General features: G+C 68.1%; 18 protein-coding genes and 1 pseudogene. 13 read left to right on the forward strand and 6 right to left on the reverse strand.

From position 1 onward, the window contains the following. The first annotated feature begins 10 nt into the window (after positions 1-10). The 5 genes from WME98_RS10585 (at position 11) to WME98_RS10605 (ending at position 5,025) form a co-directional block, all read left to right on the forward strand. Positions 11-838, forward strand: a complete 828-nt coding sequence (locus WME98_RS10585) for a methyltransferase domain-containing protein (RefSeq protein WP_061629593.1) — start codon at positions 11-13, stop codon at positions 836-838. Then, positions 831-1,745: a class I SAM-dependent methyltransferase gene (locus WME98_RS10590; protein WP_437951229.1), complete on the forward strand. Its 915-nt coding sequence runs from the start codon at positions 831-833 to the stop codon at positions 1,743-1,745. The genes WME98_RS10585 and WME98_RS10590 overlap by 8 nt, the downstream gene beginning before the upstream one ends. Before the next feature lie 76 nt (positions 1,746-1,821). Further along, the gene (locus tag WME98_RS10595) at positions 1,822-3,084 is read left to right on the forward strand and encodes a hypothetical protein (RefSeq protein WP_437951230.1); all 1,263 of its coding nucleotides are present in this window, start codon (positions 1,822-1,824) and stop codon (positions 3,082-3,084) included. Positions 3,085-3,275: 191 nt separating this feature from the next. Beyond that, a complete protein-coding gene (locus WME98_RS10600) occupies positions 3,276-3,611 on the forward strand; it encodes a hypothetical protein (RefSeq protein WP_437951231.1) in 336 nt (111 codons plus the stop codon). A gap of 151 nt (positions 3,612-3,762) precedes the next feature. After that, positions 3,763-5,025 (forward strand): hypothetical protein, encoded by a 1,263-nt coding sequence (locus tag WME98_RS10605; RefSeq protein WP_437951232.1) that lies wholly within the window; start codon positions 3,763-3,765, stop codon positions 5,023-5,025. Positions 5,026-5,116: 91 nt separating this feature from the next. On the opposite strand, the gene WME98_RS10610 is transcribed toward WME98_RS10605, so the two are convergent. Next, positions 5,117-5,941, reverse strand: coding sequence for a tetratricopeptide repeat protein (locus WME98_RS10610; RefSeq protein ID WP_437951233.1), 825 nt, complete (start codon positions 5,939-5,941; stop codon positions 5,117-5,119). Between the two features lie 388 nt (positions 5,942-6,329). Here WME98_RS10610 and WME98_RS10615 point away from each other — a divergent pair, with 388 nt between their 5' ends. From WME98_RS10615 to WME98_RS10625, 3 genes are all read left to right on the forward strand, one after another. Then, positions 6,330-7,652, forward strand: coding sequence for an STAS domain-containing protein (locus tag WME98_RS10615; RefSeq protein ID WP_437951234.1), 1,323 nt, complete (start codon positions 6,330-6,332; stop codon positions 7,650-7,652). A 275-nt stretch (positions 7,653-7,927) separates the two neighbouring features. Then, entirely contained in the window at positions 7,928-9,424 is a 1,497-nt protein-coding gene (locus WME98_RS10620; protein ID WP_437951235.1) for a lamin tail domain-containing protein, read from the forward strand. A 246-nt stretch (positions 9,425-9,670) separates the two neighbouring features. Further along, positions 9,671-11,242 carry a glycoside hydrolase family 30 protein gene (locus tag WME98_RS10625; RefSeq protein ID WP_437951236.1) on the forward strand — a complete coding sequence of 524 codons (1,572 nt, stop codon included), beginning with the start codon at positions 9,671-9,673 and terminating at the stop codon, positions 11,240-11,242. Positions 11,243-11,279: 37 nt separating this feature from the next. Here the strand turns inward: WME98_RS10625 and WME98_RS10630 are convergent, their stop codons facing one another. Continuing rightward, the gene (locus tag WME98_RS10630) at positions 11,280-11,951 is read right to left on the reverse strand and encodes a TlpA family protein disulfide reductase (protein WP_437951237.1); all 672 of its coding nucleotides are present in this window, start codon (positions 11,949-11,951) and stop codon (positions 11,280-11,282) included. 483 nt (positions 11,952-12,434) lie between these two features. Between WME98_RS10630 and WME98_RS10635 the strand changes: the two genes are divergently transcribed. After that, positions 12,435-12,692 (forward strand): hypothetical protein, encoded by a 258-nt coding sequence (locus WME98_RS10635; RefSeq protein ID WP_437951238.1) that lies wholly within the window; start codon positions 12,435-12,437, stop codon positions 12,690-12,692. A gap of 495 nt (positions 12,693-13,187) precedes the next feature. Here the strand turns inward: WME98_RS10635 and WME98_RS10640 are convergent. Together WME98_RS10640 and WME98_RS10645 are read right to left on the reverse strand one after the other, a co-directional pair. Then, positions 13,188-14,443 (reverse strand): annotated as a pseudogene (locus WME98_RS10640) (phosphoglycerate kinase). Between the two features lie 685 nt (positions 14,444-15,128). Further along, positions 15,129-15,737, reverse strand: coding sequence for a hypothetical protein (locus tag WME98_RS10645; RefSeq protein ID WP_020738136.1), 609 nt, complete (start codon positions 15,735-15,737; stop codon positions 15,129-15,131). 201 nt (positions 15,738-15,938) lie between these two features. Here WME98_RS10645 and WME98_RS10650 point away from each other — a divergent pair, with 201 nt between their 5' ends. After that, positions 15,939-17,294 carry a hypothetical protein gene (locus tag WME98_RS10650; RefSeq protein ID WP_148314025.1) on the forward strand — a complete coding sequence of 452 codons (1,356 nt, stop codon included), beginning with the start codon at positions 15,939-15,941 and terminating at the stop codon, positions 17,292-17,294. A 71-nt stretch (positions 17,295-17,365) separates the two neighbouring features. On the opposite strand, the gene WME98_RS10655 is transcribed toward WME98_RS10650, so the two are convergent. After that, entirely contained in the window at positions 17,366-18,565 is a 1,200-nt protein-coding gene (locus WME98_RS10655) for a serine/threonine protein kinase (RefSeq protein WP_437951239.1), read from the reverse strand. A 606-nt stretch (positions 18,566-19,171) separates the two neighbouring features. Further along, positions 19,172-19,981, reverse strand: a complete 810-nt coding sequence (locus tag WME98_RS10660; protein WP_437951240.1) for a hypothetical protein — start codon at positions 19,979-19,981, stop codon at positions 19,172-19,174. A gap of 919 nt (positions 19,982-20,900) precedes the next feature. Between WME98_RS10660 and WME98_RS10665 the strand changes: the two genes are divergently transcribed. The 3 genes from WME98_RS10665 (at position 20,901) to WME98_RS10675 (ending at position 23,595) form a co-directional block, all read left to right on the forward strand. Then, entirely contained in the window at positions 20,901-21,308 is a 408-nt protein-coding gene (locus tag WME98_RS10665) for a hypothetical protein (RefSeq protein ID WP_437951241.1), read from the forward strand. A 119-nt stretch (positions 21,309-21,427) separates the two neighbouring features. Further along, on the forward strand, positions 21,428-22,783 hold the full coding sequence (locus WME98_RS10670) for a DDE-type integrase/transposase/recombinase (RefSeq protein WP_437951242.1): 1,356 nt from the start codon (positions 21,428-21,430) through the stop codon (positions 22,781-22,783). Further along, on the forward strand, positions 22,780-23,595 hold the full coding sequence (locus tag WME98_RS10675; protein WP_437945293.1) for an ExeA family protein: 816 nt from the start codon (positions 22,780-22,782) through the stop codon (positions 23,593-23,595). The genes WME98_RS10670 and WME98_RS10675 overlap by 4 nt, the downstream gene beginning before the upstream one ends. Positions 23,596-23,623 lie beyond the last annotated feature (28 nt).

A 23,623-nucleotide genomic window follows, 5' to 3' on the forward strand; every position in this document is an offset into this window, starting at 1 on the left:
CGCCGCCGACGTGGAGCGGAGCTACCTGAACCGGGGCGTGGACGCCATGTACGATTACGATAGAGAGTTCTACGACATCATGAACAGGGAGGCGATGCGCTCCGCCGAGCCTATCCTTCGCCTCCTCCTGACGTGGTTCAACGTGACCAGCGTCGTGGATTTCGGGTGCGGCCACGGCGCGTGGTTGAAGGTCTGGAAACAGCTCGGCGTCCCCGAGGTGCTCGGCCTCGACGGAGCGCACGTGGAGAGCGGCGCGTTGCTCGTCGATCCCTCCGAGTTCCGCGCCGCGGATCTGACCCAGCCCGTGCAGCTCGGGCGGCGGTTCGATCTCGTCCAGAGCCTGGAGGTCGGCGAGCATCTGCCGCGAGAGGCCGCCAGAGACTTCGTGGGCTCGCTGACGCGCCACGGGAGCGTCGTCCTGTTCTCCGCCGCGCCGCCGGGGCAGGGCGGAGAATTCCACATCAACGAGCGCCCGTACGGGTACTGGCGCGAGCTCTTCGACGAGCGCGGGTACCTGCTCCTCGACGCGATCCGCCCGTCGGTGAAGGGCGACCCGGAGGTGTCGTATTGGTACCGGTTCAATACGTTCATCTACGTCCGCCGAGACGCGCTGCCCGCGGTGCCCGGCGCGCTCCTGGACCTCGCGCTCCCCGTGGGCAAGCCGATCCCGGACGTCGCGCCGCTCTCGATGAAGCTGTGGCGCCTGATGCTCAGGCCCATGCCGCCGCCGTGGATCACCTATGTCGCCAGGAACATCATCAAGCCTCGCGTGGTCCAGCAGCACCGACGCGAGGCGGCCGCGAGGGCGGCCGAGAGAGGAGAGCAAGCGCATGGATAGCGTCGATCGTGGAGAGCTCCAGGGCTCTGTCGAGACTTCCGTATTCGACCGTGGCGCCATGGATCTGTATGTCGGGATCTTGCAGGACGTGGCGGACGGCAAGGACGTCACCGCGGCCGTCGAGCGCCTCGCGGCGACGCTCGAAGCCAGGCTCGACGGCCTCGCGCGCCGCGCCGAGCGGGACGGCGCCGCCGCGCTCCCGGCGCTCTCGCTCGCGAAGCGCGTCGTGTTCGAGGTCGTCCACCACCTCGCCAAGGGGAGCGACCTGGGCGGCCGGGCGCGCGACGCCGTCGGCGCCCTGCTCGGCCGCTCGAGCCTGTTCGACCTGCTCCCTCATGCCCGCTACCGGATCACACAGGACTGGTTCACTCACAACGTCACGTCCTGGGAGCCCGTGCTCGCTCCGCTGCGCGGCAAGCCCGACGTGCGATGCCTGGAGATCGGCTCCTTCGAGGGGCTGAGCGCCTGCTGGTTGCTCGAGAACGTCCTCACGCACGAGACCAGCCGGCTCGTCTGCGTCGATCCCTTCGACGGACCGGGCCAGCTGCAGGCAGAGCGGCACTTCGATCACAACATGCGGCAGACGGGCGCCGGCCACAAGGTGACGAAGCTGAAAGGGTACTCGCGGCAGGCGCTCCCCTTGCTCTCGGGCTCGACGTTCGATATCGCCTACGTCGACGGCTCGCATCACCCGGTGGACGCCCTCCAGGACGCGCTCTCGGTCTGGCCGCTCCTCCGGCGCGGCGGCCTCGCGATCTTCGACGATTACGCCATCGGCGGCTCCTACCCGAAGGAGATCGCGGCCGCCGTCGACCCGAAGCCGGGCATCGACGCCTTCCTCGGGTTCGTCAAGGGAGGGCACGAGATCGTCCTGCAGGGGTACCAGCTGATCGTCCGCAAGACGTGACGCTCGCGCCTCGCTCGATCGCCTCATCGTCAGCGACCGCCTCGCAATCGGGATCAACCCACAGCAGGACCACCCTATGCGCACAACCATCAAGCTCGTCGCTCTCCTCGGCACGTGCACGCTCGTCGGCTGCTCGTCCTCGCCCCCCTCCTCGGACGTGCCCGAGGACGATCTGCTGGCGCCTCCGCCCGCCGGCGCTGGCGTGCAATTTCGAATGGTCGCCATGCTCGACCCTGGGGTCGAGATCCAGCGCTGCAAGCTCTTCGTCGTGCCTCCGGAGGGGCTCAACATCCAGCGGGACGAGGTGCGGTTCTCGAGCGGGAGCCACCATGTCCTGCTGTACGAGACCCCCTACGCCGAGCTCCCGACCAAGACGCGCCACGGCGTGCCCATCGACGCGACCCAGGTCCACGACTGCAAGGATGGACCTCAGGGCGAGTGGGAGATCAACGGCGTGTTCGCCGGCTCCCAGTCCCGCGACGGCGTCTCCTTCCTGGGCGAGCTCCCGCCCGGCGTCGCGGTCAAGGTCCCGCCGGGCAAGGTGCTCCTCATGAACACCCACTACATCAACGCCTCGGCCGAGCCCATCGAGACGGACGCGCGCATCAACATCTACACGATCCCGGATGACGCGGTGGAGATCGAGGCGGGCATGCTCTTCCACTACAACCCCTTCATCGACGTGCCGGCGCGCGGGGAGTCTTCCGCGCGGATGCGGTGCACCGCCGATCAGGATATCTCGGTGGTGAGGATCCAGTCGCACACGCACAGCCGCGGCGTCGGCTACGTCGCCCACAAGGTCGATCTCGACGGCAAGATGACGGAGCTCTACGCCCACGACCAGTGGGAGAACGTGCCGACCCGGGAGTTCTCCCCTTTCCTCGAGGTCAAGAAGGGAGAGGCCCTCGACTACCGCTGCGACTTCGCGAACGTCGAGGAGCGCGAGATCGCCCAGGGCCTGACCACGAAGGACGAGATGTGCATGCTCATCGGACCGTACTTCCCGCGCTCCCCCATGTACGAGAACTGCCACACCAAGGAGGGATTGCTCGCCGCGACCTGGTTCGGCTCCGGGGCAGCGGCGTGCGCGGAGACGCTCTCGTGCCTCGACGAGGCGAAGGCCGTGGACGGGGGCAACGGGCCCAGGTCCTACGGTTGCATCGTGAACAGCTGCGAGGCCGCCGGGCCCGCGATCTCGAACGTCATTCGCTGCCAGTGGAGCGCGGGGTACGGCGCCTGCGCCGAGGCGTGCAGCCAGCCCGGCGAAGCGTGCGAGTCGTGCATGGCCTCGGCGTGCAAAGCGGACCTCGACGCCTGCCAGATCGCGACGTGCGGCTGACCCCGGCGCGCCACGTCACGATGCAACAAACATTCCGCCGCTGCCGACTGCTTCGATGTTCGAGATCCCAGAATGACACAATGCGTTAGTCCTCCGCTTCACGGACGCGATTCATCGCCTGTCCATGGCGGGGCAGCTCTCGCCCGACGAAAGGGGGGAAGCTCGAGGCGGCGCTCGACGTAGGGATCGAGGTGGAGAGCGAGACCGTCGAGGAGCGCCGGAGGAGGCCCCTGGACAACGACATTCTGACACTGCGGATCCAGGCCGAGGAGCAGGGCGAGGCGGCCTACCCCCGCGCCTCGTCGCTCGATCTGCGGCGAGGCGCCGACGCGGGAGTTGCCTTCGGGGGCGGCGATCACTATTGCATCGGGGCGACGCTGGCTCGCCTCGAGGGGCGGATCGCCATCGAGACGCTCGTCAGCCGCTTCCCCGAGACGGAGCTCGCGGGGCCGGCGGTGTTCGCCCCGCACCCCTCGACCCGGAAGATGACCTCGCTCCCCGTCCGCCTCCGCCCCGCCCGTGCATGAGGGCGAACGCGGACACTCCGGCGCCGGCCAGCCGGCGTCGACCGATTTCCCTGGGCGAGCGCGACGCCACCGCGCGACCCCGGGAACGATGCGCGCGCTCGGTCACCTGCGCGCGCAAGATGTGAGACCACCACACAGCAGGTATCGACGCATGCGCACAACCACCTCGCTCATCGCTCTCCTCGGCGCCGTCGCGCTCTTCGGCTGTTCGTCCTCGGAACCCGGCCCCGGGCCGGGGACCCCGGAGGACCAGGGGCTGGAGCCGCCGGCCGAAGGCGCCGGCGTGCAGTATCGAATGGTCTCCACGATCGAGCCGGGGCAGGAGGTCGAGCGCTGCCAGCTCTTCGTCGCGCCGCCGGAGGGGCTCAACGTCAACCGGGAGGTGGTGCGGTTTTCGAGCGGGAGCCACCACGTCCTCCTCTACGCAACGCCGTACACCGAGATCCCGACCGAGACGCAGCGCGGCGTCACCCTCGATGCTACCCAGGTCCACGACTGCAGCGACGGCCCCCAGGCCGACTGGGAGGTCACCGGCGTGGTCGCGGGCTCCCAGTCCCCCGACGGCAACTCCTTCCTCGGCGAGCTCCCGGAGGGCGTGGCGCTCAAGGTCGCTCCGGGCACGGTGCTCCTGATGAACACCCATTACCTGAACGCGTCGGGCGCGCCCCTCGAGACCGACGCGCGCATCAACCTCCATACGATCCCGGACGAGGAGGTGAAGGTCGAGGCGGGCATGCTCTTCCACTACAACCCGTTCATCAGCGTGCCGCCGCACGGGGAGTCCTCGGCGCGGATGCGCTGCACCGCCGATGAGGACATTTCGGTCGTGAGGATCCAGTCGCACATGCACCGCCGCGGCGTCGGCTACGTCGCCAACAAGGTCGACCTCGACGGCAAGATGACGGAGCTGTACGCCCACGACAAATGGGAGGGGGTCCCGTCGCAGGAGTTCTCGCCGTTCCTCGAGGTCAAGGCGGGAGAGGCCCTGGACTACCGCTGCGATTTCAAGAACACCGAGGATCGCGACATCGCGCAGGGCCTGACCACGAAGGACGAGATGTGCATGCTGATCGGGCCGTACTTCCCGCGGTCGAAGCCCTACGAGAACTGCCGGAACAGCGAGGGCTTCGACGCCTCGACGTGGTTCGGCTCCGGGAAGACCACGTGCGCCGAGGCGTTCTCGTGCATCAACAGCGTCACCCCCGGCGACGATGCCGCGTTCTATGGCTGCATTGTGAACACCTGCGAGAAGGTCGGGCCTCAGCTCTCGGAGACGCTCAATTGCCAGACCAGCGGGGCCTTCGGCGCGTGCGACGAGGATTGCCGCGGCGGAGACAGGGAGGTGTGCAACACGTGCATCCTCGCGGCGTGCGCCCCCGAGATGGAGGCCTGCGAGGTCGCCACGTGCGACTGACCTGAACGGGCGCGGCGCCGCGGGGCGGCTCTCGGCCGCCGCGCGGCGCTGCCCTGCGGCGCGGCGCCGCCCTGCGCGGCGGCGCTGCCCATCAGAACGTTCCCTGGATCTCGACCCGCCCGAGGCCCACCCCGGCGCGCCAGACCACGCCGCGCTTCGCTTGCGGCGCCGCGCCCGCGGCGTCGGGCGCCGCGTCGCCGCCGGGCCGGACCACGAGCAGCACGACCCCGGTCGCGGCCGCGGCGGCGCCCACGATGAAGCTCACGGTGGACACATGGCCCAGCGTGGTCGCGGCGTCGGCGTCGCCCTTCAGCTCGGGCGGGCAGCGCTTGCCGTCGCAGCGCGACTCGATGTCGGACACCTTCGAGAGCGACACGAGGCCGGTCGCGGCGCCGACGCCGATGCCCACCGCCCCGAGCCCGAACGCGAGCCCCGCGGGCAGCAGCGAGCCGCGTTCCCCCTCCGCACCCCCCGGGGCGGGCGCGCGCGGCGCCGGCGCCGGAGCCGCGGGCGCGTCCAGCGCCGCGCGCACGGCCGCGAGCTCGGTCTCCGCGTCCCTCCGCGCGTCGAGGAACGCCGCCGGCGGGTCCTCCGGGAGCGGCTCGGCGAGGACCTGCTCGTACAGGCCGCGCGCATCCTCCAGCCGGCCGAGCTTGCGCTGGCACCGCGCCATGTAGAGCACGAGCGTCGGCGCGTGATAGAGCCCGTCCGCCTCCTTGAAGACCTCGAACGCCTCCTGCCAGCGGTCCGCGCCGTAGAGCTTGAGCCCCTCGTGCGCCTTGGTCCGGGCGAGCTGCTGCGCCTCGGCCGAGGCGCCCTCCGGCGGCTTCGCCGCGAGCGCCGGCGACGCGGCCAGCAACGTCACCGCGAACGCGCACCGGCGAAGACAGGTCGAGAGCATCGTCGTTCGTTTCATCGGAATTCGTCGGAAAGAGAAGCGGACGCCCCGAAGGTCGCCCGCGGCACGGCCCTGCGCCCGCACGGAAACCTCGCGGGGGCGGCGGACACAGTAAGGGGAACCGCGCGCCATCGTCCAGCGATGACATGGACGGCCGGCCCGCGTTCCTCTCGGATCCCCGGCGCGCCGGTGGACCGGCCCGTCGAGGTCACCGCGGCGTCGCGGCGCCGTGACGCCGCGGCGGCGCCGGCGCTCCGACCGCGCGGCGGCTCGGCGCATCGCCGCCGAGATCGCCTCGCCGCGGAAACCGGTTGGATACATTGGGCGTGTTACCCCTTGCATCATGACCGGTCTCATCAAACGGTCGGAGGAGACCTCGACGAGAGCGCGATGGAGGCTCGACACCGTGTTGACCGATGAGCGCTCGCTCGTGGAGCTGCTCCGGGTGGTCACCGTCGACGTGCACGAGGCGGCGAGCGTCGAGGAGGCGCTGCATCGCACGATCGCGCACATCTGCGATCACCTGAGCTGGCCGGTCGGGCACGCGTACGTGCCGGCGGCGGACGATCCCTCGCTGCTCCTGCCGACGGCGCTCTGGTACCTCAACGACGAGGTGAAGTTCGCGACCTTCAAGGCGGTGACGGAGGCGACGCAGTTCACCCCGGGGGTCGGGCTGCCCGGGCGGGTGCTCGCCAGCAAGCAGCCGGTCTGGGTGCGCAACGTGACGGAGGACGCCAACTTCCCGCGCGCCCGGCTCGCGAAGAACCTCGGCGTCAAGGCGGGGTTCGCGTTCCCCGTGGTGGTCGGGGCCGAGGTGGTGGCCGTGCTCGAGTTCTTCTCCGACGCCGAGTACGCGGACGACGGGAAGTTCGCCGCGACCATCGGCCGGATCGCGCGGCAGCTCGGCCGCCTGTTCGAGCGCAAGCACGCGCAGGAGATGCTGAGCCGGGAGCGGGACTTCATGGCCGGCGTCATGGATCTCGTCGACGGCCTCATCGTGGCGCTCGACGCGCGCGGGCGCATCGTGCGCATGAACAGCGCCGCCGAGCGGGCGCTGGGCAGCGGGCGCGGGCACCTGGAGCCGAGCTATCTCTGGGAGCTCACGCCCGATCCGGGGGCGTCGGCGCAGCTCAAGGCGCTCTTCGAGGAGCTCGGCGCCGGCGCGCCGCGGAAGCAGGTGGAGGTCCCGTGGACGGCGAGGGACGGCGCCCGCCGGGTGACGGCCTGGTCGGGCGCGGTCCTGCGCGGCAAGGACGAGGGGTTCCGGTTCGTCATCATGACCGGCATCGACCTGACGGAGCGCAAGCGCGCCGAGCAGGAGCGCGCGCGGCTGCAGGAAGAGGTGATTCAGGCCCAGGAGGCGGCGCTGGCGAAGCTCTCCATGCCGCTCATCCCCATCGGCGACGACGTGGTGGTCTTGCCGCTCATCGGCCCGCTCGAGGCCGGGCGCGTGCGTCGCGTGGCCGAGGCGCTGTCGCGCGGCATCGCGGAGCGCCGCACGCGCACCGCGATCCTCGATCTGACCGGCGTGGACGCGCTCGATCCGGCGGCGATCGAGGCGCTGCTCGAGGTGGTGCGGGTCGTGGGCCTGCTCGGCGCGCGGGCGGTGCTCACCGGGATCCGCCCCGAGGTCGCCCACCGCCTCGCGGAGAGCGGCGTGGACCTCGGCCGGCTCGCCGTGAAGAGCTCGCTGCAGAGCGGGATCGCGTTCGCCATGAGGGGCCGCTGAGCCCCGGGGTCGGGCGCGGCGGATCGCTGGATCGAGCGTAGACGAGTGTAAACGAGCGTGGCCGTCCCGAACGACCCGTCGGCCCCCGGGAGGCGCGGCCCGAGCCCGATGTCGCTCGTTCTCAACCGGAACCGCATCATCTCAGCATCGGACCGGGCGAGCATGACGCCCGCTTTGCCCCTGTTTCGTGCTGTAATGCGATGATCCCGAGAAAGGTCCGGTGCGACGATATGCGATCGACGTCTTCCATGCTGGCGCGGTTCGTAGGGGTTCGGGTGCCATTGCTCGTGTGGGCGCTGGCCGCGGCCGCGTGCGCGGCCGAGCCGCCGCTCGACGTGGAGCTAGGCCCGGAGGCGGCCCTCCTGGGCGAGCACGGCGACGCGCTCTCGACGCGCGTCCGGCTCATGGCCGCGAACCTCACGAGCGGCACGAACCAGAGCTACGATCCGGGGCACGGCCAGCGCATCATGCAGGGGGTCGAGCCCGATATCGTCCTGCTGCAAGAATTCAACTACGGCAACAACTCCACGTCCGCCATTCGCGGCTTCGTGGACGCCACGTTCGGCACCGGGTTCAGTTATTACCGCGAGAGCGGGGCGCAGATCCCGAACGGGATCGTGAGCCGGTGGCCGATCATCGCGTCTGGCGAGTGGGACGACGCGTCGGTCGGCAACCGGGATTTCGCCTGGGCGCGGATCGACATCCCCGGCCCCGCCGACCTCTGGGCGGTCAGCGTCCATCTCCTGACGTCGGGCTCGGGGGTGCGCAACACGGAGGCGCAGCAGCTCGTCTCGTTCATCCAGGCGCACGTCGACCCTGACGATTACCTGGTGATCGGCGGCGACTTCAACACCGGGGGCCGGGACGAGGCGTGCGTCACGACCCTCTCGAGCGTCGTCGTCAAGCCCGGGAGCTATCCCGCCGACAAGAACGGGAACGACAAGACCAACGCCAGCCGGTCCAAGCCCTACGACTGGGTGCTCGTCGACAGCGATCTGGAGCCGCTCGAGACCGCCGTCGTCCTCGGCGGGAGCAGCTTCGCGAACGGCCTCGTGGTGGACACGCGCGTCTATTCTCCGCTCTCGGAGATCAGCCCCGCGGGCTCGTCGGACAGCGGCGCCCCGAACATGCAGCACATGGGGGTCGTGCGCGATTTCATGATCGCCGACGGCAGCAGCAGCAGCGTCAGCAGCAGCAGCGTCAGCAGCAGCAGCGCCAGCGGCAGCGGCGGCAGCGGCGGCGGAAGCGGCGGCGCCGGCGGCAGCGGCGGCAGCGGCGGCAGCGGCGGCGCCGGCGGCGGCACGGCCAACGTGATCATCAATGAGGTCCTCGCGAACGAGCCGGGCAGCGATCCTGACGGCGAGTTCGTCGAGATCATCAATGTCGGCACGGCGACCGCCTCGATCGGCGGGTGGAAGCTCGCCGACAGCACGGGGACGCGGCACACCTTCCCCGCCGGAGCCTCGCTCGCGCCCTTCACCGCCGTCGTGGTGTACGGCCACGTCTCGGCGGTGCCCGCCGGCGTGATCGGAGCCGTCGGCGCCTCCACGGGAGCCCTGGGCCTCAACAACAGCAGCGATACGGTCACGCTGCGAAACGCCGCGGGCGCGGCCGTGAGCAGCGTCTCGTACACGTCCGCGCTCTCGGATCAGGACGGTGTCTCGATGAACCGCAGCATCGATCTCAACGGGAGCACATCGTTCGTCCTCCACAGCGCCCTCGGCCAGAGGAGCTCTTCGCCGGGCACGCGCGCGGACGGCACGTCGTTCTAGCCCAGGACACGGAGCGGGTTGAGACGTCGACGCGTTCGCCGCCGGCGGCCCCCGAGCCCCGCGCGAATGACGCCCGCGGAAACCGCGGCGCTGCGCGGATCACCGCGGGGCCTGTCGGGCATATAGTCTGACGACGATCGGCCGTGTGCTTCGGGCACCGCCGCGGGTTTGCACCCAGGAGCGAGGATTCTAGTGATGAACAGGGCACGAGGTTCGACCACCGCCGTTTTGCTCGCATTTTTCTTCATGGCTTGCGGTCCTTCGACCAGCGCGACGGAGCCCGAGGGCCCGGGCGGCTCGGGATCGGGGGCGGGCGGCCCGGGGTCGGTGGCGAGCAGCTCGACGAGCACAGGCGGCTCGACGGGTTCGGGCGGAACTGACGCGAGCGGCTCGACCGGGTCGGGCGGCGCCGGCGGCGAGCCGACCGGAGACGGCGGCGCTGGCGGCTCGTCCACCGGCGGCGGACCTCCCGTCGTCGAGCCCACGTTGATCACGTCCGGTCCTAACGATTACTGGAAGACAGGAACGCCGACGGAGGTGACGAGCGGCAACGCCGACGTGACCGTCGACGACGCGACGACGCACCAGCGATGGGACGGGTTCGGCGGCACCTTCAACGAGGCGGGCTGGAACGTGCTCTCGATGCTGGGCGAGGCGGAGAGGGCGCGGGCCATCGAGCTCCTCTTCGACAAGCACGAGGGCGCGGCGTTCGTCTACGGGCGCATCCCCATCGGGGCCAGCGACTACGCGATGGACCGCTACACCCTCGCCGAGACGCCGAACGACACCGCGATGGCGAGCTTCTCCATCGACCGGGACAAGGAGCGGCTCATTCCGTACATCAAGGCGGCGCTCGCCGTGAGGCCCGGCCTCCACCTCTGGGCCAGCCCCTGGACGCCCCCCACCTGGATGAAGAGCAACGGCGCCTTCGATGGCGGCCGCATGAAGGACGACGCGAGCACCTTGCAGGCGTATGCCCTGTACCTCGCGAAGTTCGTGGAGGCGTACGCCGGAGAGGGCATCACCATCGAGGCGGTTCACCCCCAGAACGAGCCGAACTACGAGACGAGGTACCCGAGCTGCATCTGGACGGGGCCGCTCATGGCCAAGTTCATCGGCACGTATCTGGGGCCCACGTTCGCCGACCGGGGGCTCACGGCGCAGATCTACCTCGGCACGATGTCCAACAACGAAAGCGGGAAAGACGGGGCGATCATCAGCGCTGTGACCGGCGACGCCACCGCGATGGGGTACGTCAAGGGCTTCGGGCTGCAGTGGAACATGATGAGCAGCGCATCCGGCTTGAGATCGCGCAATCTGCCGATCGTGCAGACGGAGCACAAGTGCGGCAACTACCCCTGGAACCCCGCGGGCTCGCCGCCGTTCGACGCGCAGAAGGCGCCGAACGATCACGCGTACGCGGAGGAGAGCTGGGGGCTCATCCGCGACTGGATCAAGGCAGGGGTGACCTCGTACAGCGCCTGGAACATGGTGCTGGACACGGCGGGGAAGAACCTGGATTCGGAGCGGCCGTGGCCCCAGAACGCGCTGCTCACCGTGGACACGGCGGCGAAGACGCTGAACGTGACCCCCGTCTACCACGTCTTTCGCCACGTCTCCGAGTACGTCGATCCCGGGGCGATGCGCGTCGCCACGACCGGCGGCGATGCGCTGGCGTTCAAGAACCCCGACGGGAGCATCGTGACGATCCTGTACAACTCCGGCAATGCGGCGAAGATGACCGTCCTCGATGTGGCCGGGAAGAAGCTCCAGTTCAGCATCCCTGCCCACGGGTGGGCCACCGTCAACTGGACGTGAGGCCCGCGCGGGGGTCGAGGCGAGGCTGGGCGTGGTGTCACCGCGCCGGCTCGTCGAGCAGCGCGCGAACGCGCCCCTCGACGGTCGCGAACTCGGGGGTACCGGGCGCGAGCTGGCCCCCGAGGTGCACGTGCCGCACCAGCCCGGCGCGATCGAGGAGGAAGCTGACGCTCGTGTACTGGCGCTTCGGATGGCCATCGATCCACCAGCGCTTGAGCGTGCGCCAGTCCGGGTCGATCGCGACCGGGAAGCTGTACCCGAAGTGCGACAGATAGCCTTTGACGGCCGCCGGATCGAGTGGCTCGTCGTCCTTGTGGTGATACATCCCGACGACGACCAGCCCTCGTGACCGATAGCGCTCGTCCAGCGCCTTGAGCGCCGGGGCGGTGGCGCTGCACAACGGGCAGTTCGGCGACATGAACCAGCGGACGAGGACGACCTTGCCGCGCAGGTCCGCCGGCGTGAGCGGCGGCGAGTTGTACCAGGGCCCGACGTCCCAGGCCGGCGGAGGCGCCCCGACGACGCCCGACACATCGTGGTCGAAGCCCGGGTCGCCGCCCGACGTGGGCGGGGCGCTCTCCGGAGACGGCGCAGGCGCGGCGGGCTCCGCGGGCGCGGGCCCCAGGGGCGCGGACGCGGGCACGGGCTCCGGCGAGGCGCACGCGAGGGCGAGCGCGGCGAGCGGCAGCGAAAGCAAGCGAGCGAGCATGGCGAACTCCCCGCGCGCGACGGTGGCAGGCCGGCGCGGGCGCGTCAATCCGGGCCGGACGGCGCCCCGCCGCCTTCTCCCACCGTGAAGTGCGCTGCGAACGCCGCTGCCGGAGCCGGGTCCTCCCCGTTTCAGGTGATGGCGCTCCTGGCCAAGCTCCTCCTGGAAGAGCCGCCGCGGCTCATCGAGGGAGCGAACGGAGGGAAATGCGTTCTTCATCGAGGAGCTGATCCGGGCGGCGGTGGACGGACGCAGCGATATGCTGCCGGAGACGGTGCTGGGGATGGTGGAGGCAAGGCTGTCGGCGCTCCCGCTGGAAGCCCGGCGCCTCCTGCGCGCGGCGAGCGTCTTTGGGGAGCGCTTCTGCAAGGGGGAAACTATTCAGAGACGCAGAAAAAATCCTGAATGGTTTCGAAATCTTGTATGCTGTGCCCGGCAGCTGCGGCGGCACGCGCGGGGAGGCCGGGGGAGCTGTGCGGGGCCATGGGCGCGCGCCCCTGCCGGTGCTGGCAGTCGCGGGCCATCAAGGGCGCGGCTTCGGATCGCTGCGCCTGGGGCAAGCGCTCGGGGCTCTGGTCGTTCACCACCCAGCAGCTCGACAAGGAGGAATTCGGCGCGGCCGCCGTCGAGCGCATGGCGCCGGAGCCGATCGCCGCGGCCCATCGCCGCGGCGCGGGCGTCGAGCCGGGCAGCCGCTCCACGTCGATTTGCCCATGTCAGAAATCTCGCCAGGATTCCTGAGGCGGTGATACCGGAGCCAAGGTGCTCCTGCCGACGTCTCGGATGTGCGATCCCTGTCGGACGCGCTGCCCGGTGCCTTCTGCTGTGGAGTCGTCCCCGGGACCGTCTCGGAGAGGTCGTCGTGGCGGAGGCGGAACCCTTCCGGCCTGTTCAATCGGGTAGGTGACCTCTGGAAAGAACCCGATCGGCCTGCTCAAAGAGGTAGCCGACCCGTTCTGGCAACCTCTCGGGCCTGCTCGCGCGGGTCGGCTACCCTTTCGCCAGCCCCGGAGGGTTCCCCGACGGGTCGCCGACCTGCCGGGCAACCCCGGAGGGTTCCCCAACGGGTCGCCGACCTGCCGGGCAACCCCGGAGGGTTCCCCAACGGGTCGCCGACCTGCCGGGCAACCCCGGAGGGTTCCCTGACGGGTCGCCGACCTGCTGGGCAACCCCGGAGGGTTCCCCGGCGGCTCGCCGACCCTCTTCATGCTTCCAGGCGCGCCTGCCGGCGGCAGCTCAGCCCGCCGCGCGCTTCTGCAGGATCTCGAACGCCGGCAGGGTCTTGCCCTCCAGCACCTCGAGGAAGGCGCCGCCGCCGGTCGAGATGTAGCCGACCTGCTTCTCGATGCCGTACTTCGCGATCGCCGCCAGCGTGTCGCCGCCGCCGGCGATCGAGAAGGCGCTGGAGTCCGCGATCGCGCGGGCGACAGTCTCGGTGCCCCTGGCGAAGGCGTCGAACTCGAAGACGCCGACCGGGCCGTTCCAGACGATGGTGCCGGCCGCCCGGAGCTTCTCGGCGAGGAGCTGCGCCGTCTTCGGGCCGATGTCGAGGATCATCTCGTCGGCGGCCACGTCGGCGGCCGCCTTGACGGTCGCCGGCGCGTCGGCCTTGAACTCCTTCGCGACCACCACGTCGACAGGGATCGGCACGTCGGCGCCGCGCGCCTTCATGGCCTCGATGACGGCCTTCGCCTCGCCGACCAGGTCGGGCTCGGCCAGCGACTTGCCGATGGGCAGCCCGGCGGCCAGGAGGAACGTGTTCGCGATGCCGCCGCCGACGATCAGCTGGTCGACGTTCTTCGCCAGCGATTGCAGGATGGTCAGCTTGGTCGACACCTTGGAGCCGGCGACGATCGCCACGAGCGGGCGCTTCGGGGCGCTCAGCGCCTTCGTGATGGCGTCGATCTCGGCGGCGAGCAGCGGGCCCGCGCAGGCGACCTTGGCGAACTGCGCGATGCCGTAGGTCGGGCGCAACATCGTCAGGTACGCGGGCAACGGACAGATCGTCGTCCGGTCGCTCACCTCGCCGAGGCCTCGGCGCGGTGCGCGGTGCCGAAGGCGTCGTGCACGAACACGTCGCACAGCGCGGCCAGCTTGCTGGCGAGCTCCTCCTTGTTCTTCTTCTCGCCCTTGTTCAGCCGGCAGTTCTCGAGCAGCACGACCTGGCCCGGCTCGACCGTCACGCCGTCCACCCAGTTCGCCACGACGGGCACCTCGCGGCCGAGCAGCTCGCCGATGCGCTTGGCCACCGGCGCGAGCGAGTCCTCCGGCTTGAACTCTCCCTCGGTCGGCCGCCCCAGGTGCGAGGTCACCATCACCGCGGCGCCGGCGTCCAGCGCCAGCTTGATGCAGGGGATCGAGGCCCGGATGCGGGTGTCCTCGGTGATGTTGCCGGCGTCGTCCTGGGGGACGTTCAGGTCCGCCCGGATGAAGACGCGTTGTCCCTTGACCTTGCCCTATGCGATGAGATCGGAAAAGCGCAGTACGTTCATGGTCGTCGTTCCCTGGTGTCTCGGAGATGTTGCTTGCCCGGCGCCGCGATGGCGGGCCGTGGCGTCGCGGCGGCCCTAGCGGCGTTGCTCGTCGACAGGGGCCTCGTGTGAAGAGCTGAAGGGCGTCGCCGCCGACCGCGCGCCCGAGGATCCCTCGCATCGATGGCAAAGCGATAGCAGCGCCCGCGCGGAGCCGATGGCCATCTCGCCGTGGCGGCTCCCCGCGCAGTCGGGACGGCCATCACACTCCTCGGATCCGCCCGCGCACGGCATCGATGGCGGTCACGCCGTCGATGCGATGACCCATCCGGCAGCGTGCGCCCTTGTTGACGCTCCCGTTAGATGATGGGTGGGGGCCGCTTTTCGTTCACGCAGGATGATGGCTCGCTCACGCGCGCGATGGCCATCGCCCGCCCATCCGGTGCCCGGAGCCCCCGCCGGAGGCTCCGTCCGTCCATCGCCCGCGCGACGTGGCCGCCGGGGCGCGCAGGGCGCGTCAAGGGCGGCGCAGCCGCCGAGCCCTGCGAGGGAACCCTTGACGCGTCCGAGCACCCCGGCACGCTCAGGACGCGATGGGCCGACCATCACGCCCGTGACCGGGGCCCGCTCACCGTCGCGATGGTCATCAGTCAGCCCGAGCGAGAAAGCATCAACAGCTTCATTCTCAACAGCCCTCCCGGAAGGGCTATCGACTGACGTTCAGGGTCATCGATGAGAGTTGGTCCTGCACCACGGGTAGCCCGGCGAACGGGCCCATGCCGGCGCAGACGCTGACACGGCCCGCGACGTTGTCTGCATGATACGCTGTGAGTCTAAGGGACGGCCTCTGCAAGGCTGCGACGGTATACGTCACGGCGTTGTTGGTGGTGAGATAGAGCTGCGTGGGCGAGGAGAAGCTAACGCCGCGATACTTCGCAACGAGATCCGTGTCGGAGCCGCAGTTCCCGTACTCGCTCGTCGCGGAGTACGGATGGATGCCCGTCGGCCACACGGACCAGCTAACTGGCAGGCCGACGCCGCTCCACGAGGTTTGCTCCTGGAGCTGCGGATACTCCTCGCCACGCTGGACCGCCTCTACCAGACGCCGCGAGGCCGCTTCGTTCGCCCCCTCCCACATCTCGTAGGCACGCAAGATCGAGGGCGCATCGCCAGCCTCGACCAGATCCAACACCGACTGGATCTCCGCCTCAGTCCTATTGCTCGCCTCGACGTCATCGCCATCGGACCCCACGCACGCCGCGAGCATCGCCGAGACCGCCAGCGCCAAGACATTTCTCACCATCGACATATTCATAACATTCACCTTCCGGCACACAACATGCCGCCTCTCGGAAGTTACCGTCGCAAGCGCGACGCCCACGGCCGACCGCGAAAGGCCAAGACCATGAACCAAGACACGTCCTCGCGCAGCTTGCAGCACATACAATTGCAAGCCGCATGGCCGACCACCCTTGCACGGTAGCCGCAGTGCGCTACGCCTGTGTTCGAGGGCAGTATGCGCAAGGGGATGGGTCCTGTCCAAGGTCGAGACACGCAGCCACAACATGCCGAAATCATTGTGGAAGTCGGCGGGTCAGCATCGGCGCCGTGGCTCCGCCTCGGGGCCGAGCGGTTCCACCTGGGAGCGGACCTCTCCGACCGGTTTGGGTTCGATGGCTGCGTTCTCGAGGAGGACCTCCTCCGCATCATCGTCCTGCTGGCCATGCGCCGCGAAACTCAGGCGGAAGGCTGGATCAGCGCGGACGAGATAGGAGTTCTGCTCAAGGATGGTGCGAGCGGAGCAGCAATCAGCAAGCAGTTCGAGCGCATACTGAGGAACACTCCGTGTGCACATGGCGGCCACGAGCTCGGATCCGGGTTTCGACTCATCGAGTACTGGACGCGTGAGACCGGTGGGACCGGTCCCCGCGGAGGCCGTAGCCGGGGGCCGTACCGTCTAGGAGTCCGCAGGGAGCAAGTTCGTCTCGACGAGGATATCGCTTCAGCGGCTCTCACGTGGCGGCCGCTCTCCCGCCTGGAGCCCCTGGAGGGCGACATCGATGCCATTCTCGAGAAAGTACGCGTCGCAGCGTCTGCGGGACGGTTCCGGGAGTCGAGCTCGTGGCTGGATGCGCTTCTGCTATCGATATACAGAGGGAACAACGAGCTGGTCGCACAGTCTCCGCGCAAAGAGAGGAGCATGCTGCTGGCACGCATCTGGGACGCGACGTCAATCATCGACATGGAGATGGGCAGACCAGCCGATGGGCTCCGAGCCGCGCGCCGCGCTCGCGCTCTCTACGCCATCAGCCATCATCCCGAGGGGATCGCACACACATGGCAAGTCGAGGCTCATTTGCTCGGCCAGAGCGATGACCCCGAGAACGCACACCGAGCCCTCGCGGCAGCGCGGATGTCTCTCGTACACCTCGACTCAGCATCGCGCAGCAACCGAAGAGGCATAAAACGCGCCCAGTACGTAGGCACCCTGGGCCAGAGACTGACCGTCGTGGGTGCCACTCAAAAGGCGGAGAAGAGCCTTGAGCACGCATATCGAACATCAACGGAACACGGGTTCATCCAGCCCGCGGCAACCTGGGCGTTACGGCTCGCGGAGAACGCATTGAAGGCCAAAAATCTCCGAGGAGCCGAGAATCTCCTGATGATGAGTCACGAACGTCAGCAACAAATGTCCGTCCCCCAGAGAGCGGCATTCGCGCGAATATTCGCAGCATTTCACGGGGCTTCAGGGCATCGGGAGGCGGCCCAGCACTGGCTTGCAGAGGCGCTGGAGATAGGCGAGAGGCATCAGATGCTAAACCAGATACGCCTTGTAACACAACTTGAGCGATCGCTCAGGCGCGTGCGGTAGACACGCGAGACGTCGTCGATTCAACGTGGACCACTCGCACACCGCGAACCTCGCCAAGGCGCGCCGCGGCATCAAGACCCGCCGCCGACACGCTTAATGAATATCGGACCAGTCGTGCGGTGCGACAGCCACCCTTCCCCACTGAGCCCGATCCAGAACCTCTTCTCTTCACCGACTGACCATTTTCCGTCATACGGCTCGACGCGCAAGTCAATCGTCTGCGTATTGTCGCCGACAACGACCTCAGCTGCGCCTTTTGCGATATTGAACGGTCTCTTCGAGCAACTCGGACCATCCCCGACGAACAGCGTGAGCGTACCAGCCTCGGGCCATGGACCATCGTCGAAACGGGATATATAGAATCTAATCGTTGAGGGGAGGGGCATGTAGGCGGATGCCTTCAGTGTCGCACCGCCGTCTACAGCGCAGCCCGAAGCGTATCGTCCGTCGGCGACTTCGTATTCCTGGGATGCGCTCTGCCACGGGTTGAGCAGGACCATCGCAGCGAAGGCAGAAGCGAACAAGCACGCCGCGACCAGACTGATAGTACGGAGTCTGACTCGGCTGGACGTTTGCGCGTGTGGGCGAAGCGAGGCCGCGACGACCGAACAGCTAGAAGACACCGGAGACATACACGTCGACGCGATCTCTCGCATTTTTTTGTGACGCAAGGTCGTCTTATCTGGACACGCGTCGAGCAGTTCCACGATCAATTGACCGAGCGCTGCAACATCTGATCTTGGATCGACGACATCGTCCTCTCTGTAAGGAGACGCCCCCTCTGGCATGCGCACCAGTTCCGCCGATCCGAAATCCACGATCTTCACGGCACCATCTTGCGCAACAATGATATTGTCACTCGATATGCGGCGATGTACCACCCCAGACGAATGCATCGCAGACAACCCCGCCGCTATGTGGTATGCGCACTTCGCCACGTCATCGGTCGACATCTGGCCGCTTCTCATCACGTCTCGAAGGGGGCGACCATCGACGTGCTCCATGACGACGAACCTGGAGTCACCATAGGCAGCCACGTCGTAGATTTCCACAACATTAGGATGGCGACACAGGTGAGCCATCATCGCTTCGCGCTCGAGATCGGCAGAATGGCCGTCGCCGGACCCTTCGCACCTCCATTTCAAAACGACGTATCTGTGCTGCAAGACCGAATGCCGAGCCAGATAGACCGCCGAGCGAGCACCATCCCCGATGCGCTCTATAACCATGAATTGGTTCACTATGCAGCCTGCAAGCTGGTGAATGTTCATACCTATATCTCGCTCAGCCCGGGGTGCCCGGGCAATGTCACACATGGACGTTACAAAAGAATCGATCTTCCATCAACAGAGCCGACAGTGCTGTCCGGCGTGACGAGCGCCGCGCTCTGTCAGAGACCGGCCTCATGGACCACGAACCGGCCGGCAGAACGGATCACGACTGGAGCGGTCAAGAATCCCCGCCAGAAAAATCGTCGATAACGAGCGGCCGCCGGAAACAGTAGCGATTTTAGCAGCTTCCGCCTGTTTCGCCGCCGAGGGCGGCCTGGTGTAGCCCAACGTATCGCCCTCCGCCGCCGCGTCGCCCGCGGTTAAGGGCTCACGGCATCACCGATCGGGGTCGGCGCCTGGCCCGGCGGCGCAACGCCGAGGGATTCTCCTTCGCTCGCCGCCCCGTTGTCAGGCCCGTCGATGCGCTGCCGCCTGTTTCGGGATCGTGCCTGCGTCCCCGCACTCTGCAGGCCCAAAGTTCGGCTGCGGGCGGGTGCGCGAAGCACGCCCGACCGTCAGTCCGCAAGCCCTTATTGGGTTGCCCTGCGCTACGCAATTCGCACATCTTTGCCGCACTCACGAACGGCGCGTGCCAACCGAGACATGTTACGGCGCGGTAACCAATATCATATCCCAGGAGGGGGTGGGATTGCCGAAGGCGAGTTTTAGTTCCCTCGGCGTGCAAATGGAACTGTTGATCTGGTAGAACACGCCGAAGAAGCGGGTGTATAGCCGCGATTGTCCGTAGGAATTGATGTCCGTCTTGATCTCGTCGATCGCGCGCTTTAGGTCGTCCTTATTTCTAAGGTACTTCCACTCGATGGCGAGCTCGAGAGTTGGAAAAGCGCCATCAGGGATGTAGTATTTGGGGGATGTAGCGATCGCGGTTTTACGGAGGTAGCCGACGAACGTGGCCTCCATGTGCTTATGGATGATGGTGTGAAGGTCCGTCTCGGAGTTAGGCGTTTTGTTGCTTGCCTTCACTATTTTTGGCGTGCACTCAAGGGCTTCTTTTACGATATCCTGCTTTGCACGCAGGGTGACCGCTTGAGTCGCTTCGGGGACGAGTGACTCGAAAGTGGCACTGAGCATTTCGAAGCGAGGGCATGAGACATAATCCATGTCGCCAGCGTCGAGAGCGAGGCTCATCTTCCCGCTAGCATCATCCCACCGCGCCGTGAAACGTTCAGCAGCTCTGGGAGCACCGAGCATCTCCAGAAGGATCAGCAGAGATTCAGATGCCGTCTGTAGTTGCCAATCCAGTTGCTGCTGGAGAAGTCGGGTCTCTTCTTCGTTGTCGGCGCCCAAGTGAGTGGCCTGCATCAGCGGTTGCCATGTCTCGTTAATGACCTCTCGGGCGCGACTAATGCAGGCGCCGATCGAAGTGGTTAGGGCGTCAGTGGGTGCTTGGGCCATGGGTTGGTTCTCGATTCTAAAGCTCGGGCTCTTGTGTTCCGCGTGGGGTTGGGTCTGCCCAACTATCAGTCGATTGGTCAACCGAAGCCGCCGGACCAGGTCTGTCTAGCTCGTCGCTTGTTGTGACCTCCCCCACGAAAAGTCTCACGGATCGGCTCTGCGCCGCAAGGTCGAAACACTGTCCAACGGTCCAGCGCTTAGGGTAGCCCAGGTGTTTCCCTGAGTGGCTCTTCACGTAGTCGGGCGCAGGAACGACGCTGGCAACGAGCAGCTCGAAGGCGAGCGTGGCGCCGTCGCGTATGTGGCCGAGCACAGAAGCGGTGTTATTACCGCCCGGTCTCGTTGCTGCTCAAGCCCCTCGCATCGCGCAGGCTACGTGATGGTGAGGAGCTCTACGCAGCGAAGATGGCCATCATGGATGGCGCTCGCTCCGCGTACGCAACGAGGGAGGACGACGCCCACGGAGCCGCGTCACCTGCCTTCCGGATAGCTGCCCAGAATTCTCATCGAAAAAGCTAGCGGCACGTGGTTGTGCGCATTCCGGCCACCGCTCGAAAATTCCCACCCATCGTTGCTCCCACGCCCGCCTCACGACGGGGTAGGTCCACCGGCGGAGCGGAGCAGCGGCGCGGTGCCGGCCACAAAATAGGCGACGAGGAGACCTGATCTTGCCCGACAGCCTCCTCGTCGTGCTCCGGTTCTTGTGCCCAGGAATCGAAGCGGTCGCAGTGTTATCCAGAGCGCCATCGACATCAAGCGCTGGCAGCAGCAACCCCCCTCGGTCGTCGAAGCGCGCCCTGCTCGCTGCCCCGCCTGCGGCGCCGCGAGTTGTCCGCTCGGAGGCGCGGTCCGGCTCCAAGGTCACGGCAGGCGCGAGCGGCAGATCTGGGGCCCTGCCAGCCCCGACCAACCCCCCGAGGTGATCTCGGTCACCGCCCGTCGCTACCGCTGCCTCAGCTGCGGCGCCGTGCTCCTCGTCGTTCCTCGCGGTGTGCTCGGTCGGCGCACGTACAGCGCCGCCGCGATAGGCTTCGCCCTCGCGCTCTGGGGCCTCGCGCTCGCGACGGCAGCCGAGGTCCGGCGGCGCGTGGGCCCGGCGAGGATCCTCGGCGACAGCGCCGTCACCGGCTGGGCCACGCTGCGCCGGTGGGCGCGCGATGTCGCGCAGCGACGTCTCTTTGCGGAAGCCCCCGGCCCAGGCCCACCCGCATCCCTTCGTCAGAGCGCGGCCAGCGCCGCGGCAGCGCTCGCGGCGAGCGCTGCCCCAACGACCCGGGCGCTGCCGATCGAGCACCGCGCCTTCCTCGGCGCCGCGCACGCGGCGTGAGGGCCTCTGCCCTTTCAGAGTCCCAATCGTACAGCCCACCTGAGAGGATCCCTGCCGAAAACGCCGCCGATCCCGGACAAGGACCGCGCGCCAGCAAGGCGCAGAAAGGACCTGTTCGAATGGCTCTCGGCCCCGCCGACCACGCCGAGACCGTGGCGATCTATCGCGCCACGGTCATCGGCCCTCTGATGCACCGCGTGCTCACCCACGGCCAGCTCGCCGCCGAGCTGCGCACGCTCAGCGAGCAGCGGTTTCGCCCGCCGGGCGCGCACAGCACGCGCACCTACTCGGTGCCCACGCTCCAGCGCTGGCTGTACGCCTATCGCGCAGCTGGCCTCGACGGCCTGCGTCCGCAGCCACGCAGCGATCGAGGCTTCGCGCAGCGGCTGCCTGAAGAGCTGCGTGCGTTGCTGCTCGATATCCGGCGCGAGCATCCCTACGCCTCGGTGCCGCTCATCCTCAAGACGCTCGTCGATGACGGACGCCTCGAAGCGGGCAAGGTCTCCGAGCCCACCGTACGGCGCCTGTACGCGGCGCACGGACTTCGCCGCCGCGCTGCGCGCGCCGAGGGCGAGCCGAAGACGCGGCTGCGCTGGCAAGCCGAGCGCCCTGGCGCGCTCTGGCACGGTGACGTCTGTCACGTGACCGGCTGCACCGTCGGCGGCAAAGCGATGCCGATCCGCATCCACGGGCTGCTCGACGACGCCTCTCGCTACGTCGTCGCGCTCGAGGCGCACACCACCGAGAAAGAGGTCGACATGCTCGGCATGACCGTCGACGCCCTGCGCCGTCACGGCAAGCCCGACGCGCTCTATCTCGACAACGGCTCGACCTACCGCGGCGACATCCTCAAGACCGCGTGCGCGCGGCTCGGCATCACGCTCCTGCACGCAAAGCCCTACGACCCCGAGGCGCGCGGCAAGATGGAGCGCTTCTGGCGCACGCTGCGCGAAGGGTGCCTCAACTACCTCGGTGCCGTGGCCTCGCTCGCCGACATCAACACGACGCTCCGCGCCTTCCTCGACAGGCGCTACCACCCGGCGCCACACGCGGGCCTGCTCGGCAAGACCCCGGCGCAGCTCTACGCAGCCCGCCCCGCCGGAGACAGCGCCGTCGATGAGAAGGCGCTACGCAGCGCGCTCACCGAGCGTACCCGGCGCCGCGTCTCGGGCGACAACATCGTCTCAGTCGACGGCATCGCCTGGCAGCTCGACCAGGGCTACCTCGCTGGCCAGATCGTCTCTGTCGCCCGGTGCTTCATCGCGCCGGACGAGCCGCCGTGGGTCGAGCACGAGGGCAAGCGCCTCATGCTGCATCCGGTCGACCCGCAGCGCAACGCGCGGCGCAAGCGGCCTCCGTGCGGCGGCCCAGCGGCGGATAAGCCGACGCGCCCGGTGGACTTCAACCCCGCGCGGACGCTCGGCCGCCGGGCGGGCGGAGGCGAGGACACCGGCGAGGCCGGAGGTGCAGCGTGAGCGAATCATACGTCCGCTTCTTCACCCTCTCGGCTGCGCCCTTCTCCAAGGAGATCCAGGACGGCGAGCTGTGGCTGCCGCCCTCCAAGGAGCAGCTCGTCGAGGAGGTGTGCGAGGCCGTGCACGAGCACGCCCAGGTGCTGCTGGTCGGCGAGCCCGGCGCCGGCAAGACGTGTGTGCTGCGGGCCGTGCGTCATCGGTTGCCGCAGGCAGGCTTCCGGTTGACCTACTGCCACAATGCCACACTGGGCCGTCGCGACTTCTATCGTCAGCTCTGCCATGCGCTCGGCCTCAACCCCGCTGCAACCGCGGCGGCCGTCTTCTACGCCGTCAGCGCGCATGTCGAGACACTCGGCCGCGAGCGTATTCACCCGGTCTTTCTGCTGGACGAAGCGCATCTGCTCCACCAGGACACGCTTGATCATCTCCACATCCTGCTCAACTACGAATGGGACAGTCGTGCGCTGCTGTCGCTGATCCTGGTAGGGCTCCCTGACCTCCAAGATCGGCTCGAGCTGCGCAAGAATCGCTCGCTGTACTCGCGGATCGAGCGGCGTCTGTCGATTGGTCCAATGGTCCCCGACGATACCGGCCAGTACGTGCGGCTACGGATGAGCCGCGCCGGCGCCGACCGCGAGGTCTTCACCGCCGACGCCCTCCTCCTGCTGCACGAGGCGGCCGGATCGAGCCTGCGCGAGATCGACCGCATGGCCACCGCCGCGCTGCGCGAGGCAGCGCGGCGCAAGAAGAAGCTCGTCGAGCGCGAGGTGATGTCCCACATCGTCGGCGACCTGGGGACGGACGGCAGCTGACGCTGGCCGTGATGACGGGTCCTCGGCG

Source organism: Sorangium sp. So ce296, from assembly GCF_051529605.1.
Lineage (GTDB): Bacteria > Myxococcota_A > Polyangia > Polyangiales > Polyangiaceae > Sorangium > Sorangium cellulosum_D.